This window comes from Pseudomonas sp. JL2, assembly GCF_031570495.1.
In the GTDB taxonomy this organism is placed as follows: Bacteria; Pseudomonadota; Gammaproteobacteria; order Pseudomonadales; family Pseudomonadaceae; genus Aquipseudomonas; species Aquipseudomonas rhizophila.
The window spans coordinates 237,482-252,154 of record NZ_JAKUDH010000006.1; the positions used below are offsets into that span (position 1 = coordinate 237,482).

General features: G+C 59.4%; 12 protein-coding genes and 3 pseudogenes. 13 read left to right on the plus strand and 2 right to left on the minus strand.

What is annotated here, in order from left to right:
- Window positions 1-171: 171 nt before the first annotated feature.
- The 3 genes from MKS85_RS11535 (at window position 172) to MKS85_RS11545 (ending at window position 1,845) form a co-directional block, all read left to right on the plus strand.
- Window positions 172-474 (plus strand): helix-turn-helix transcriptional regulator, encoded by a 303-nt coding sequence (locus MKS85_RS11535; protein WP_047230144.1) that lies wholly within the window; start codon window positions 172-174, stop codon window positions 472-474.
- Between the two features lie 62 nt (window positions 475-536).
- Complete coding sequence (locus MKS85_RS11540; RefSeq protein ID WP_310662870.1) at window positions 537-1,511, plus strand: zinc-dependent alcohol dehydrogenase family protein; 975 nt, start codon at window positions 537-539, stop codon at window positions 1,509-1,511.
- Window positions 1,512-1,551: 40 nt separating this feature from the next.
- Entirely contained in the window at window positions 1,552-1,845 is a 294-nt protein-coding gene (locus tag MKS85_RS11545; protein ID WP_047230142.1) for an antibiotic biosynthesis monooxygenase, read from the plus strand.
- 264 nt (window positions 1,846-2,109) lie between these two features.
- Here the strand turns inward: MKS85_RS11545 and MKS85_RS11550 are convergent, their stop codons facing one another.
- Entirely contained in the window at window positions 2,110-3,003 is an 894-nt protein-coding gene (locus MKS85_RS11550) for a LysR family transcriptional regulator (protein ID WP_310662871.1), read from the minus strand.
- 94 nt (window positions 3,004-3,097) lie between these two features.
- Here MKS85_RS11550 and MKS85_RS11555 point away from each other — a divergent pair, with 94 nt between their 5' ends.
- From MKS85_RS11555 to MKS85_RS11590, 10 genes and pseudogenes are all read left to right on the plus strand, one after another.
- The gene (locus MKS85_RS11555; protein WP_139049733.1) at window positions 3,098-4,264 is read left to right on the plus strand and encodes an MFS transporter; all 1,167 of its coding nucleotides are present in this window, start codon (window positions 3,098-3,100) and stop codon (window positions 4,262-4,264) included.
- 150 nt (window positions 4,265-4,414) lie between these two features.
- Window positions 4,415-4,888, plus strand: a complete 474-nt coding sequence (locus MKS85_RS11560; RefSeq protein WP_173406828.1) for a carboxymuconolactone decarboxylase family protein — start codon at window positions 4,415-4,417, stop codon at window positions 4,886-4,888.
- A 46-nt stretch (window positions 4,889-4,934) separates the two neighbouring features.
- Window positions 4,935-5,312, plus strand: coding sequence for a MerR family transcriptional regulator (locus MKS85_RS11565; RefSeq protein ID WP_047230139.1), 378 nt, complete (start codon window positions 4,935-4,937; stop codon window positions 5,310-5,312).
- Window positions 5,313-5,724: 412 nt separating this feature from the next.
- The gene (locus tag MKS85_RS11570) at window positions 5,725-6,825 is read left to right on the plus strand and encodes an ABC transporter substrate-binding protein (protein WP_310662872.1); all 1,101 of its coding nucleotides are present in this window, start codon (window positions 5,725-5,727) and stop codon (window positions 6,823-6,825) included.
- A gap of 1,288 nt (window positions 6,826-8,113) precedes the next feature.
- Window positions 8,114-9,163: pseudogene (locus MKS85_RS28950) on the plus strand (sensor histidine kinase); the annotation flags it as partial.
- Window positions 9,164-9,376: 213 nt separating this feature from the next.
- Window positions 9,377-9,712: pseudogene (locus MKS85_RS28955) on the plus strand (response regulator transcription factor); the annotation flags it as partial.
- A gap of 519 nt (window positions 9,713-10,231) precedes the next feature.
- Window positions 10,232-10,570 (plus strand): annotated as a pseudogene (locus tag MKS85_RS28960) (ATP-binding protein); the annotation flags it as partial.
- A gap of 184 nt (window positions 10,571-10,754) precedes the next feature.
- Window positions 10,755-11,369 (plus strand): TetR/AcrR family transcriptional regulator, encoded by a 615-nt coding sequence (locus MKS85_RS11580; protein WP_047230136.1) that lies wholly within the window; start codon window positions 10,755-10,757, stop codon window positions 11,367-11,369.
- A 155-nt stretch (window positions 11,370-11,524) separates the two neighbouring features.
- Window positions 11,525-12,409, plus strand: a complete 885-nt coding sequence (locus tag MKS85_RS11585; protein ID WP_310662874.1) for a thioesterase family protein — start codon at window positions 11,525-11,527, stop codon at window positions 12,407-12,409.
- 50 nt (window positions 12,410-12,459) lie between these two features.
- Window positions 12,460-13,731 carry an outer membrane protein transport protein gene (locus MKS85_RS11590; protein WP_310662875.1) on the plus strand — a complete coding sequence of 424 codons (1,272 nt, stop codon included), beginning with the start codon at window positions 12,460-12,462 and terminating at the stop codon, window positions 13,729-13,731.
- 102 nt (window positions 13,732-13,833) lie between these two features.
- Here the strand turns inward: MKS85_RS11590 and MKS85_RS11595 are convergent, their stop codons facing one another.
- Window positions 13,834-14,619, minus strand: a complete 786-nt coding sequence (locus MKS85_RS11595; RefSeq protein ID WP_139049740.1) for an SDR family oxidoreductase — start codon at window positions 14,617-14,619, stop codon at window positions 13,834-13,836.
- Window positions 14,620-14,673: the final 54 nt, after the last annotated feature.

Sequence of the window (14,673 nt, forward strand, 5' to 3'; positions counted from 1 at the left end):
CTTGGCCCGTTATCGTGGTTTTTTTCAGAAAAGCCTTCACTCATGGCCACAGGCTGCTTTCGGCTAGAAGCAGGCACCCGCTCCAACCTGTGAAACCGCTGGCAATCCGAACCCCAAAATTATTCTAACCTTTCGTATTGACATATCGGTAAATCTCGATATCCTGAGTGCATGGAACTGATCGAAATATTCAAAGCCCTCTCGAACCCTACGCGTCTTCAAATCCTGAAAGGTTTGAAGGATCCCGTAAAGAACTTCCCTCCGCAGGATGAGGGTGACGTTCTCACGGTCGGCGTCTGCGTCAGTAGTATTCAAGAGGGTATCGGACTGTCGCAGTCAACGGTCTCCGGTTATCTTGCCACGTTGCAACGAGTGGGCCTGGTTGAAGTCAGGCGTATCGGTCAGTGGACCTACTACAAGCGCAATGAAGCAACCATCAGCGCGCTTGCCGAGGTCATAGGGAAAGATTTGTAATTTTTTTACCTTAACATATCGAGATATCTCGATATTCAATTTTATAGATGCGAGGATTTACCATGAAAGCGATGATACTGAAGTCATTTGGCGGTCCTGAGTCGTTCGAACTCCGCGACGTGCCCAAGCCCGTGCCGGGCGCGGGACAGGTCCTGGTCCGGGTACACGCAACCTCGATCAACCCGTTGGATTATCAGGTTCGACGTGGCGACTATGCCGACCTGGTGCCACTGCCGGCCATTACCGGACACGACGTATCGGGCGTTGTCGAAGAAGTCGGGCCGGGTGTGACCAGCTTCGCTCCGGGAGACGAAGTCTGGTACACCCCGCAAATTTTCGACGGCCCAGGCAGTTATGCCGAGTACCACGTTGCGGCCGAAGGCATCATCGGGCGTAAGCCGCAATCACTGAGCCACCTTGAGGCAGCAAGTCTGACCCTGGTTGGCGGGACGGTGTGGGAAGCACTGACCGTGCGAGCGGCGCTCAGAGTGGGGGAGAGCATTCTGATACACGGCGGCGCGGGAGGCGTAGGGCATGTCGCGATCCAGGTGGCAAAAGCCATTGGAGCGCGGGTCTTCACGACCGTGCGCGAAGCAAACTTTGAGTTCGCACGCAGCCTGGGTGCCGATGTGCTCATCGACTACGAAAAGGAGGATTACGTCGACGCCGTCATGCGCGAAACCGGTGGTCACGGCGTGGATGTGGTGTTCGACACCATCGGCGGCAACACACTGACGCGTAGCCCCGACGTGCTCGCCCAACTCGGCCGCCTAGTCTCGATTGTGGACATTGCCCAGCCGCAAAACCTTGTTCAGGCGTGGGGCAAGAACGCGAGTTATCACTTCGTTTTTACCCGACAAAACCGCGGCAAACTTGATGAGTTGAGCGCATTGGTAGAGCGCGGCCAACTGCGCCCGCACGTTGGCGCGGTCTATTCGCTGGCCGACATTGGGCTTGCCCACGCTCGACTGGAGAGCCCCAACAACGGCCTTCAGGGAAAAATCGCGATTGCAGTCGAGCCATCGCTCATCTCGTGAGTGCGTACTTTTAATCAACTGAGCTTGTTGGAGGAATGCCATGATTTATGAAATCGCTCTGCTCCCTGTTCACAAAGAACGCATTGAAGCGTTCAGACACGCATTTGCCGAGGTCGCCCCTTTGCTCACCCGCGCAAAGGGTTACGGCGGCCACTTGCTAGCGCAAGGGATTGAAACCCCCCAGCAATTCAACCTGATCGTGCGCTGGGCCTCACTTGAGGATCACACTCCGGGCTTCGAAGCGAGTGAAGACCATCGGCTGTTCATGATGGGCTTGGAGGAATATTTTTCGGAAGAGCCGACGGTCTACCATATTGAGGGGGGGAGCTTTTAGGACTGACGAACATGATGCTTCCAACAATGCCGTCGGCGCCTTGAGGGGCTTGAACTGGGACTAGGTGCCGGGTTTGAAGTCTTCTATGAAAGGCCCTAGATGTTTAGATTTAGACGTTTGAGCTGACCATCGTCCGCTTCTAGCCGAAAGCCGCCTCTCACCAATCGCCATCGGCCAATCTCGGCTATAGCTCCCGATTGTTCCAGTCAGGCAAAACTCCCACAGCATTACGAGCATCCGAAAGGGGCAGGTGACGTTACCCGTTTACATCCGGTGATGTTCCAGCAAGAAGTCCACGAATAACCGCACCCGCGCCGGCATTGCCGAACCACCTACGAACACTGCATGAATCGGCTCCCGGTCTCCGGGGTTCCAGGCTTCCAGCAGCGGTACCAGATCGCCGCGCCGCAGGTCCTCGGCTACGGTGAAATCGCCGATACGCGCGATGCCAGCGCCTACCCGTGCGAGTTGTGCCAGCGCTTCACCACTGCTGCATTCGATGTTGCCGCTGACCTTCAGGGAAAACTCATTTCCCTCGCGGATGAACGGCCAGTTGGGTTCGGCACGACGGAAGTTGAAGCGCAGGCAGTTGTGCCGTAGCAGGTCTTCCGGTTCCCGGGGGATGCCGTGGCGCTGCAGATACTCGGGCGATGCCACCACGACCTGGCCGGTGTCGCCGATCCTTCGTGCGGTCAGCGGGCTGTCGGGCAGATGGCCAAAGCGTACCGCCACGTCGGCCTGACCGCCGAGAATGTCGACCACTTCGTCGCCGAGGGTGAGGTCGACGACGATGTTCGGGTAGCGGGCGCTGAATGCTGCCACCAAGGGAACGATGGTCTGGCGCCCATGGCCGAGGGCGGCACTGACCCGCAAACGGCCCCGGGGCACGCCCTGGTCGGCGATGGCTTCTTCGACCTCGGCCATGTCGGCCAGGATACGGCGGGCGCCGCGCAGGTAAGCCTCGCCCTCGGCGGTGAAGGTGATCGCTCGGGTGGTGCGCAACAACAGGCGAGTGCCAAGACGTTGTTCAGTACGCGCGATGATCCGACTGACCGCCGAGGGGGTCAGCCCCAATGCACGCGCGGCGGCTGACAGGCTGCCTTCCTGCGCCACGGTGGCGAACACGCACATTTCACCTGATCTGCCGTTGAAGTCCATTTGTGCTCCGTACGCAAAGGTGATTGCCAGAAATGCTATCTACCGCCTGAAAAAGTTGGATCGTAGCATTGGCGGCATAGATAAGGAGCCTTCCATGCGTATCAATCCACCGCTTGTCGCACTCGCCATTGGTGCCTTTGGCATCGGCGTTACCGAGTTCGCCCCCATGGGCATGTTGCCGGGCATCGCTGCGGATCTCGGCGTATCCATTCCCGCCGCAGGTTTGTTGGTCAGTGCCTACGCCTTGGGCGTATTGCTCGGCGCGCCGCTGATGACCCTGACCACCGGCAGGATTCCCCGGCGCTATCTGCTGATCGGACTCATGGCGATTTTTACCCTGGGTAATCTGATGTCAGCCCTGGCTACCGATTACTACAGCCTCATGGTTGCCAGAGTGGTGACCTCACTGAACCACGGCGCGTTTTTTGGCGTCGGCTCCATCGTCGCCGCTAGCGTGGTCGCCCCGGAGAAACGCGCCGGGGCGGTTGCGGCCATGTTCTTGGGCCTGACCCTGGCCACCATCGGCGGTGTGCCGCTGGCCGCCTGGTTTGGCGAACTGTTCGGCTGGCGCACCGCATTCTGGGGTATTACCGGACTCGGCGTGGTAACCATGGCCGCGTTGTGGTTCGCGCTACCAAATCTGCAAGCGCCACAAAGCGTCGGTGTACTGGCCGAAATTCGGGTGCTGGGCCGTGGACCGGTGCTGGGGGCGTTGGCCCTGACCGTAGTCGGCTCGGGTGCAATGTTTACCGTCTTCACCTACATTGCGCCGATCCTCAGCAGCGAGACCCATGCATCAACCGCCTACATCACCGCCATGCTGATGCTGTTCGGTGTGGGGTTGACGCTGGGCAACATGTGGGGCGGCAAGGCCGCCGACCGCTCGATAGATCGCACCCTGATCGTTTCGCTGAGCGTGCTGATTCTGGTCTTGTTGGCATTCACCGTATTGATGCGTTGGCCGCTGCCGGCCGCCGTTGCCATCCTGATATGGGGGATCGCCAGCTTCGCCCTGGTGCCGCCGCTACAGATGCGCGTCATGGAAGCCGCCAAGGACGCACCCAATCTGGCCTCGGCGGTGAACATCGGCGCCTTCAACTTGGGTAACGCGATGGGTGCGGCGCTGGGCGGAGCGGTGATCAATACCGGGCTGGGTTATCCGGCGATTTCCCTGGCTGGAGCGGCAATGGCGGGTCTGGGGCTGTTGATGGTGTTGGCTTTTGCCTGGCGTTCCAGAACGGCTGCAACTGCGGTGGTGTGACGATGATGTGAGGGGGGCTCCCTTTAGCTGCGGGCCCTTTTAGCTGAAAGCAACTGGCGCTTGACTTAGAGCGCACTCTAACCAATAGCCTCCTTGTTGCACCGCCAAAACGGCCAGGTCCGTTGCGCGGCTTAAACAAGGAGACAGGTCATGACATTTAAAAAACTGAGCGCTGTAACCGGGCTCGTGCTTTCAGCAATCGCAATTCCGGCGTCGGCAACTGAACCGGATAGTCGACGAGTGAAAGGGGTCGAGACCCTGGAAAGAATCACCGGGACCACCGGCAACAACGTGGTCAAGTCGCTTAGCGATATCTCGCCCGAGCTGGGTGAATGGATAGTCGATTTCGCCTATGGTGATGTGTTTTCCAGGCCTGGTGTTGCTCTGTGCACACGCGAGTTGGCAACCATCGCGGCCCTCACCGCATTGGGGAACGCGCAACCTCAACTCAAGGTGCATATAGAGGGGGCGCTGAATGTGGGTTGCAAACCTGAGGAGATCGTTGAAATCATCATCCAGATGGCGGTGTATGCTGGTTTTCCAAGCGCGTTGAATGGCATCAGCGCAGCGCGGGAAGTGTTTGCCAAACGAGGCATCAAAATTGTTGCCGCACCTCCCGAGTGAGCGGGACGGGTGCATTACCGAACACCGATGGCCAAGGATTGTGCTTATGAACGCCTACCAGACGATTGACCAGGTCGCCAAGCGCACTGGCCTTACGGCCTATACCCTGCGCTACTACGAACGCATCGGCCTGTTGGCGCCGGTCGCCCGTGCGGCCGGCGGGCAACGGCTTTATGCGCCGACTGATATGGCGTGGCTGGAGTTTTTGCTGCGTTTACGCACCACTCACATGACCATCGGCAAAATGCAAACATTCGCCAAGCTGCGCAGCGCTGGGGACTCAACGATTGCCGAACGCCGCCAGATGCTGGAGAGCCATTTACAGGATGTACAGGCCGAAGTTGCTGCCATGCAAAAGGCCGTTGCTGCACTGCAAGTCAAGATTGACCACTACCGTGCGCTTGAGGCCAAGGAGGAAGGTTAGGATCTGCTCTGTTGGTCGACTCCCGCCCATCACGACAAGCAGAGTCTCGCTGAAATCCTTCATGGCCGCGAGCGAAGTGGGCACCTTGAGACTATGCTCAGTGTCACTGCAGGCAATGTACTGATTTCGGTTTTCAGCCGCCAAGGAAAGGAGTCTGTATGTCTCTGGTTCTTCGTGCCCGGTTCTATGATTGGAATGACCGAATGAGCAATCCGGTAACCGGTGCCCAGGGGCACAGCTTGATCAATGGGCAATATCTCCTCAGTTCGTGAGCGTTTGGGCGCTTCATTCACAGGGTCGACGATCTCCAATCTGAAGGCCGACTTCTCCAACCAGGTCGAGCAGTCGATCCAGACTGTCGGCAAATGCAGGTGGATTACTTTTGGTAAATCCCAAGGACATGGAGAGCCGCATGAACACTAAACCACTCCACAAAATCTTATGGCGCCTCGCCGGCTGCGTGACCGGGCTGGCGATGGTTGTCGCCAATCCAGCCCAAGCTGCCGATGGCGGCATCGCCGGCGGCCCTACCTCAAGCTATAGCATTGCCTTCAGCAACTCCTACGCGGGCAGTGATTTCCGCAAAGTGATGGTGCGCAACTGGCAGGAGGTGGCGGCCCAAGCCCAAAAGGATGGCTTGATCCGCGAGGCTCCGGTGGTCAGCGCCAATAACTCCGCAGCGGAACAGGCGGCCCATATCCAGGACATGATCGTCAAAGGCGTGAACGCCATCGTCATCCTGGCCGCGTCCGACACGGCCCTCAATGGGGTGATTCGCGATGCATGCAACGCTGGCATCGTGGTGGTCGTCATGGCCAGTCTGGTCACCGAAAGTTGCGTCTATACCGTGGACTACAACTGGTCCGCCATGGGCCGCGTGGAAATGGATTATATCGCCGAGCGTCTCAAGGGGAACGGAACACTGCTGGAGATCCGCGGCATTGCCGGCGATGCCACCGATAAAAACATCAGCGACGGCATTCGCAAGGCCGCCAGCGACTACCCGGGCCTGAAGTTCGCCAAGACCGTGTACGGGAACTGGACGGCGTCCGTCGCACGCAAGGAGGTGGCGCTGGCACTGCCGTCGCTTCCCAGCATTGATGCCGTCGCGACTCAGGGGGGCGACGGCTACGGCGCGGCCATGGCGTTCAAGGCGGCGGGGCGCCCTTTGCCGATTATTGTGATGGGGAACCGTCAGGACGAACTTGCCCTGTGGAAGCAGGAGCGCGATGCCAATGGCTACGAGACCGTCTCGGTCTCCGCCTCCCCAAGCGTCTCCCAGGTGGGGTTCTGGGTGGCCCAGCAGATTCTGGCGGGCAAGCAAGTGCCGAAGTTCGTCGAGGTGCCGCTGGTACGCATCGATGCGAAGGACCTGGACGCTTGGCTCGCCACTATGCCGGTGGGCGGCGCCGCCAATCCTATCTACAGCCAGGCTTCCGTTGCGGCGATGATCGACGCGGCCGTCAACCATACGGCGCCGCCGACGCCTTTGCCGGAGGTGACGAAGCAGTAGTGGTGGGCGGGGAGCGAGGAGGCGAGGCGCGGTGCTGACATTCAGGCCCACCACAGACAGGCCCATTGCCGTCAGGATCGGGCTGGCAGTCGCCGCACTGGTGTTTCTGATGCTGGCGGTATCGCTAGTGAATCTCTATGGCCTGCGAGGCATGGTTCGTTCGGTGGATTCGGCCAGCCATTCCGCAGAAATTCTGGCCTCGGTCAACGGGGCCACCGAGCGGGTGGAAAACTTCATCGCCACCCGCGACCAGGAAAGCCTCTCCCAAGCCGAAGGCATGGTGGCGACCGCTATTGCCGGCCTTACCGCCATTGCGGTGGCAGAGGCGCAATCGCTCAAGGGCGGTCTGGACAGGCTCGCCGCGGCGATCGCCGCTTTGCGGGCGGCGACCCTGACCATGGATGGCGAAACGGAGAACATGACAGCCCACTACGGTCGGATGCGAGAGGCGACGATCCTGGTCGAACAGGGCATCGCCGATGGGCTGAAGGGGCTTGACGCCCGCACCGCTGAGCACCAGGCGCAGGTGAGCAACATTGAAAGCGCGCATCGCATCCTGGATATCCTGCGCAACGGCGAACGGATCATCATCGCCAATGTGGCCAAGATGCTGGTGACCGGTGATGGGGCGGCCGCGGCGCACAGCGCCTGCGCGGCACTCCCGCCGGTGGTCGAGCAATTGCGCGAGGTGATGGGGGAGCCGCAGGAGAGAGAGCCCCTGGACCAGTTGGCAACAGCGGTCGTTGCTACCTGCGTGACGGTAGAGCACCTTGGCGAGGCGCCCAAGTTGCGGGGAGGCGAGGCGTTGCGGCAGCTCGCCGTCGTCGGGAATGTGGTCGAGCACCTCGAGGCAATGTTGAGTGAGGTGGATGGGCGCGTTGCTCATGATGCAAGCGACATTCAGGCAGCCACCGGCTTGCTGCACAATGCCGCCGCGTTGTCCAAGCGTTTCGCCGAGCGTGTTGCCACCCTGGAGGCGCAGACCCTGTCGTTTCGCCTGTCACCGTCAGCGGAGGTCGCCAGCTCTGTCGGCCACATCCTTGATGAACTTTCCCGTCTCGCGCGCGTTCTGCCTTCGTCCGTGGGGCTGCAAGCCAAGGCTACGCCCCTGACGGTCAGCGATCAGATTGCCGGCTACCGGGCGGCGTTCGCCAGGTTCCATCAGGCGAGCAACGCTTTGAGCGATGCACGCGATCAGGTTCGCGACGAGGCTCGCAGCGCCGGCCAGTTGGTTGCGCGCTTCGCTGGAGAGGCGCGCTCCGACGCCTTGGTCCACAATGATCGCGGTATGCATGCGACGATAATTGCAGGTACCGTCGCCATCCTGCTAGCCGGCGCCATCGCCTGGAGCACGTCGCGATTTATCGCACAGCCCATCGTGGCCCTGGCCTCGGTCATGCGCAGGCTTGCGGCCGGCGACCTGAACGCCGAGATCGCCAGTGCCGGACGCGGTGACGAGATTGGAATCATGACCCGCGCCGTACGGGTGTTCCAGGAGAATGCCCTGCGCATCCGGGTGCTGGAGGCTGAGGCTGAAGCCGAACGACAGCAAGTGCAGGCCTCCTTGGAGAGAATGGTCGCCGAACGGACCGACACGCTGCATCAACAGACCGAGGTGCTGGAGGCGCAGGCCGTCGAGCTCATTCAGGCGCGCAACCAGGCCGAGACGGCCAACCAGGCAAAGAGCGATTTCGTCGCCACGGTCAGCCACGAACTGCGCACCCCCCTGACCCTCATTCTCGCCCCCCTGGAGCAGCTCTCGGCGGCGACCATCCCGCCGGCGGACTGGCATGTGCAAATCGACCGCGCCCAACGCAACGCACTGCGCTTGATGAACCGGGTGAATGACATTCTCGATTTCTCCAAAGCCGAAGCGGGTAAGTTTGAGGTGTGTCCGGCGCCAATTGACTTGAACAAGATGGTGGGTGTGCTGGCCGAGGATGCCGCCATGGTGGCCGAGGGCAAAGGCTGCACCTTGACCAGCAGCATCGATCCTGCGCTCGGCACGGTGTTCCTGGACCCCCGACACTTCGAGAAGATTCTTCTCAACCTGGTGAGCAATGCCATCAAGTTCACGCCCGCCGGCGGTACCGTGCACCTGGCAGTGACGCTGATTGATGGCGAGCGTTTTGAACTCGCGGTGCAAGACTCGGGGATCGGCATTGCGCCTGACAAACTGCCGTTGCTGTTCCAGCGTTTTTCCCAGATCGACAATTCCGCCACGCGCCACTACAGCGGCACAGGCATCGGCCTGGCCCTGGTCAAGGATCTGGCCGAACTGATGGGGGGCGAAGTCGGCGTCAACAGTGAGCCTGGACGGGGTTCGTGCTTCTTTGTTCGACTTCCGCTGGGGGCCGAGCAAAACACCGTACCGAGCGAAGTCAGCCATATGCAGGAGCGATCGTCATCGAGCACAACAAGCACTATTGAGCAGCGCCACCTGCGTTTCGACGACGGCCACCAAGGCAGTCGCAACGATCAAGTCTCGATGCAAGGCGCAGGCGACGAGCAGCACCCGGAACTCGCCTTGCGATCCCGAGTGCTGGTGGTCGACGACAGCCCGGAAATGCTCAGCTATCTCAGAGAGCTTTTGCAAAACGATTACATCGTCGCCACCGCAGCTGATGGCGAGCAGGCCTGGGCACTCCTGCAGCGCCGACCCATCGATGTCGTCGTTTCGGATGTAATGATGCCGAAACTCGATGGCTTTGGCCTGACAGCCAGAATCAAAGCCAGCGCCGGTTTTGCCCATTTACCGGTGATCCTGGTGACCGCCCGCGGTGGTAGCGAGGCCTGCGTCTCCGGGCTGGAGAGTGGCGCCGATGACTATATCGCCAAACCCTTCTCACCGCTGGAGCTCATGGCTCGCGTGCGCGCGGCGCTACGCATGAGCCACGTGCAAACCGAACTGCATGCAAAATCCCGTCAGGCGGGCATGGCCGAAATCGCTACGACTGTGCTCCACAACGTCGGCAACGTTCTTAACAGCGTGAACGTATCGGCAGAACTGGTCAGCAGCCTGATGCGCACCTCCAAAGCCCAGGGGCTGGGCAAGGTGGCTCAGATGATGAACGAACACGTCCATGACTTGAGCGATTTTCTCACCACAGACCACAAAGGAAAGATGCTGCCCGGCTACCTGCTCAAGCTGGCGGAGGTGGTGGCGATAGAGCAACAGGGCATCATCGAAGAGCTCGGACAACTCACCAAGGGCATTGACCACATCAAAACCATTGTCGCTGCCCAGCAGTCCTATGCCGTTGCTGTCAGTATCGTCGAGACAGTACCGGTCCCGGAGTTGATCGATGATGCCTTGCGCATGAGTGCTGGATCACTGGCGCGCCAGGAGGTGACGGTGGTCAAGGACATTGCCGACTTGCCCTTGCTGCCGCTGGACCGGCACCGGATGCTGCTGATTCTGGTGAACCTGATCCGCAATGCCAAACAAGCAATGAACGGCGTGATCGATCGCAGCCCGTGCATCACGTTCAGCGCCTTCCTGGCTGACGGGCCAGCATTGCGTATCACCGTGACCGACAACGGCAATGGGATTGCACCAGAGCATCTGGCGCGGCTCTTTTCCCATGGCTTCACTACTCGCAAAGACGGTCACGGTTTCGGCCTGCACAGCTGCGCGCTGGCCGCGCAGGAAATGGGGGGCAGCTTGACCGTGCACAGCGACGGGGCTGGACAGGGCGCAACCTTCATCCTTGATGTTCCGCTCGATGGTCCGCAGACGCAGTGATGAGCACCAGATGTCAGGAAATCATTTGGAAGCGAGTCCCAGATAGACCCAGTACAGCAGGGCAGTTGCGCCGATGGCAGCTCCTGACATGCAAACGGCTATCCAGCCAAATCGCCAGATATGTGACTTAATTACAATGTGGTCACAAGTTGTCAACCGCCTTTGAGGTGAGTAAGCTGACCGCATGAACCAGCCAATATCCCCCAGCGTCCGTGGCCCAGTCGACCATGACATCCGAGACCAGATTGTCGCGGCGGCCAATGAGCATTTCAGTCAATACGGTTACGGCAAGACCACGGTGTCCGACCTGGCCAAGGCCATCGGGTTTTCCAAGGCTTACATCTACAAGTTCTTTGATTCCAAGCAGGCAATCGGCGAAGCCATTTGCAAAAATTGTCTGGCGCAAATCGTTGCCGCCGTGGAGCAGGCCATCAACGTGGAAGGCCTCTCACCTACGGAGCGCTTTAGACGCATGGTCAAAACACTGATGGTCACGGGCGCGGACCTGTTCTTCAACGACCGCAAGCTTTACGACATCGCCGCGTTCTCGGCCTCGGAGCGTTGGCCAAGCTCGCAGGTTTATAATGCCCGGATCAAAGACTTTGTTCTGCAGATCGTACGAGAGGGGCGAGAGCTCGGTGAGTTCGAGCGCAGGACGCCACTGGACGAGACGGTAGACGCGATACATCTGGCGCTCCAGCCTTTCGTCAATCCTTTGCTATTGCAGTACAACCTCGATCGCATCGAGGATGCCCCGACGCTCACCTCCAATCTCATCCTGCGTAGCCTCATGCCCTGAGCTTCGGCTGAGGGTTGCATTGCCGTTGCAACCTATTCCCGCGTGGTCCCTGCGATTTTACCTTCTGAGTGAAGGTATCTATTTGTCTGAATTGTGACTGTTGACACAAATGGTCACATGAATAAGTATGGCGCATCTGTTCTCAAGAGATCGCCATGATCCAGCGCCGCCATTCCATCCACCCGTTTCGATTGGGAGAGGGCGACGCCTGCGTGCTGCTTGGTGGGGATCACGACCGGTCAGTTCAGGGGAGCGTTGATATGACCAGCTTTGCCCAGATGCTGCAGCAATTCGATCCAGACTCACCTTTTATTGCACCACCCAACTGGCTACAGGGGCGCACTGTCTTTGGGGGCCTGTCTGCGGCGCTGTCGCTGCAAGCGGTTTTGCGTGAGTGTCCGACAGATTTCCCGCCGTTCAGGTCAGCCCAGGTGTCGTTCATTGGTCCTGTCACACAGGCCCAGACATTCGAAACCAGCGTGTTGCGTCAAGGGCGGTCAGTCACCTCGGTAGCGGTCGACTGTATGTCGGGCGATGACCTGGCACTGCGCACCACGCTGTTATTCGCTCAGCCGCGCGCGAGCAAAATCACCCACAACTCCTGGGGAAGACCGCTTGTAGAGGGGCCATCCAAATACCCCACGCTGGTTCTGGATAGCAACGTCGCACCGGCTTGCGCCCATAACTTCGAGATGCGCGTGGCGGGCGGTTCATTGCCAGTATCTGGCGCAGAAAATCCCGAACTGTTGATGTGGGTGCGCCACCTGGATGCACAGGGCGTGGACCCGGCCGTCGCCTTGGTTGCGCTCGCTGACAGTTTGCCGCCGGCCGCCATGACCTGCTTCACCGAGCCCGCCGCCATCAGCTCTGCGTCCTGGATGATTGATCTACCGCAGCCGGCCGGTGCTGGTGAATGGTTTCTCATCAGTTCTTTCAGCCAGCAGGCTCCGGAAGGTTACTCATTGCAAGATATGGAAATCTGGGACGAAAGCGGTCGACGAGTGCTTTGGGCGCGTCAGACCGTGGCAATTTTCACATAACACAACCACCCGCTTCATTCACCTCAGCTACTGCTGTAAGAGTTCTAATAATGAAAAAAATATGGCTCAAGACCCCGCTAGGTCTCGCTATTGCGCTCGCCACTTCTCATGTGCTGGCGAGCGGTTTCGCGCTTAATGAGCAAAGCATCAGTGGGATGGGATCCGGGTTTGCCGGTCGCTCGTCTTCTGCTGAAGATGCGAGCACCGTTTTTGGCAATCCGGCGGGCATGTCTCGCTTGAAGAGGGAGCAGGTCAGTCTGGGGGCGGCGACGCTTTTCGCCAAGTCCGACATCAGCCAGACTCGCAGCACCTTCGGTGGCCAGCAGGACGGCGATATGGTGCCAACGACCACAGTGCCGATGGGTTACTACGTCAAACCCATTGATGAGCACTGGGCGTTCGGTGTTGGTTTTTATGTTCCTTTCGGCCTGATTACCGACTATGGCAGCGGTTTCGCCGGGCGTTATTACGCCAACAAAAGCGAGGTCACGACCCTCACGTTCCAGCCCACTATCAGCTATGCCTTTAACGACAAAGTGTCGATCGGGTTCGGTCCTACCATCAACCGTATCAGCGGTGAGTTGTCCGGGATGGTGCCCAACCCTCTCAGTCCTGGGCGCAATGATGGAAAACTCAAAAGCACCGGCGACGACACGGCCCTGGGTTTCAACGCGGGGATCCTGGTGCAGGCTACTGACCGAACACGCTTGGGTCTGACGTACCACTCCAAAGTCAGTTACCACTTGGACGCCAAGACTAAGGTTACTGGTGGAGTCTTCAGCTTGCTGGGCGTCAGCGGCCAGAGCTATGACGCTTCGCTGGATGTGGATACACCGGAGTCGGTGGACTTTTCGGTGACTCATCAGCTCAACGATGACTGGACGCTTTATGCGGGGAGCACCTGGACACGCTGGAGTCGCTTCAAGGAGTTGGTCATCCAGAACTCGGGTTTGCCTCCTTTGCTCAGTGGCTCGCTGGGCACCGTTGCCGAAGAGCAGAACTGGCATGACACGTGGGCCCACGCCATCGGTACGGCGTACCGATTGAACAACCAGTGGGTGCTTCGCGCAGGCTTGTCAGTCGACCAGTCGCCCGCCAACAACACCGACCGCGGGCCACGTATTCCTACGGGCGACCGGACGGTGATCAGCTTCGGTGCAGGCTGGACGCCGGTGGACGATGTCACGATCGACGTTGCCTATTCTTATCTGTGGGAAGAGAGCGTGCAGGTCAATCACACCTCAGCGACCCGGGGCGCCTACAGCTCCACGTATAAGAACAGTGCCAGCGGCCTCGGTGCCTCTGTCAGCTATCGCTTCTGATTGATTGCCGCTTTACGATAACGAAAAGGCCGGGGGCACAGGTTGCCTCCGGCCTTTTTGTAGGCATTCCTTTTCCTTTGGGAAGGCCTTCACATCGCCCACTCAGACGCCCATGACGTGCGCCATGATGCCTTGGTGAAACCGGCGAGGCGTGGCCCAGGTCAAGACCGTAATCGCTTTGTTGCCAAAGCCTGGCACGACACTCATGCGTCCGGCTTGCAGCGCACGGATTCCCGCAGCGACAACGGGCTGGGGCTGCATCATCACCATTTTCAGGGCCGGTGTGAGCTTTTGCCTGGCGCTTTGTGCAAATCCGGTGTCCGACATCCCGGGGCAAAGTGCGGTCACGACGACGCCGTCGGTTTTGAGTTCACGATGAAGCGCGTCAGAGAAGCGAAGCACATAGGCCTTTGCGGCAGAGTAAACGGCGAAATTCTTCACGCCCTGGAAGGCCAGCAGGCTGGCAACCATCAGGATATGTCCGCGTTTTCGGGCCCGCATGTCAGTCGCGAAAAGGCGCGTCAATGCTGTCAGGCTGGCAATGTCCAAATCGATCATGGCCAGGGATTGTTCTACGGATTGATCCAGAAAGGGCCCTTGCAAGCCATGACCGGCATTGTTGATGAGCACATCGATCACGACACCACGCTCGCTCAGTCGCTGATGCAGTTCGATGATCGCCGGAATCGAGGACAGGTCGACTTGCTCGACGAGCACCTCAACGCCGAAGCGTTCGCGCAACTGCGCCGACAGCGCCTGAAGTTTATCCAATCGGCGTGCTACCAGGACCAGCGATTTCCCTTGTGCTGCGTACTGCCGGGCAAATTCCTCGCCAAATCCGCTCGACGCGCCCGTGATGAGCACCCAAGAGTTATCGTTCGTTTTCATATTGCTGTTCTCTGCTGGTTTTAGCTGAAGGAGGAGGGCGCGCAGGTGGTGCCA

What these genes read in the sequence shown, in the direction of transcription:
- MKS85_RS11595 (WP_139049740.1), bottom strand. Translation starts at nt 14,619, where the DNA reads ATGAAAACGAACGATAACTCTTGGGTGCTCATCACGGGCGCGTCGAGC.
- MKS85_RS11545 (WP_047230142.1), top strand. Translation starts at nt 1,552, where the DNA reads ATGATTTATGAAATCGCTCTGCTCCCTGTTCACAAAGAACGCATTGAA.
- MKS85_RS11555 (WP_139049733.1), top strand. Translation starts at nt 3,098, where the DNA reads ATGCGTATCAATCCACCGCTTGTCGCACTCGCCATTGGTGCCTTTGGC.
- MKS85_RS11580 (WP_047230136.1), top strand. Translation starts at nt 10,755, where the DNA reads ATGAACCAGCCAATATCCCCCAGCGTCCGTGGCCCAGTCGACCATGAC.
- MKS85_RS11535 (WP_047230144.1), top strand. Translation starts at nt 172, where the DNA reads ATGGAACTGATCGAAATATTCAAAGCCCTCTCGAACCCTACGCGTCTT.
- MKS85_RS11560 (WP_173406828.1), top strand. Translation starts at nt 4,415, where the DNA reads ATGACATTTAAAAAACTGAGCGCTGTAACCGGGCTCGTGCTTTCAGCA.
- MKS85_RS11565 (WP_047230139.1), top strand. Translation starts at nt 4,935, where the DNA reads ATGAACGCCTACCAGACGATTGACCAGGTCGCCAAGCGCACTGGCCTT.
- MKS85_RS11550 (WP_310662871.1), bottom strand. Translation starts at nt 3,003, where the DNA reads ATGGACTTCAACGGCAGATCAGGTGAAATGTGCGTGTTCGCCACCGTG.
- MKS85_RS11590 (WP_310662875.1), top strand. Translation starts at nt 12,460, where the DNA reads ATGAAAAAAATATGGCTCAAGACCCCGCTAGGTCTCGCTATTGCGCTC.
- MKS85_RS11540 (WP_310662870.1), top strand. Translation starts at nt 537, where the DNA reads ATGAAAGCGATGATACTGAAGTCATTTGGCGGTCCTGAGTCGTTCGAA.
- MKS85_RS11570 (WP_310662872.1), top strand. Translation starts at nt 5,725, where the DNA reads ATGAACACTAAACCACTCCACAAAATCTTATGGCGCCTCGCCGGCTGC.
- MKS85_RS11585 (WP_310662874.1), top strand. Translation starts at nt 11,525, where the DNA reads ATGATCCAGCGCCGCCATTCCATCCACCCGTTTCGATTGGGAGAGGGC.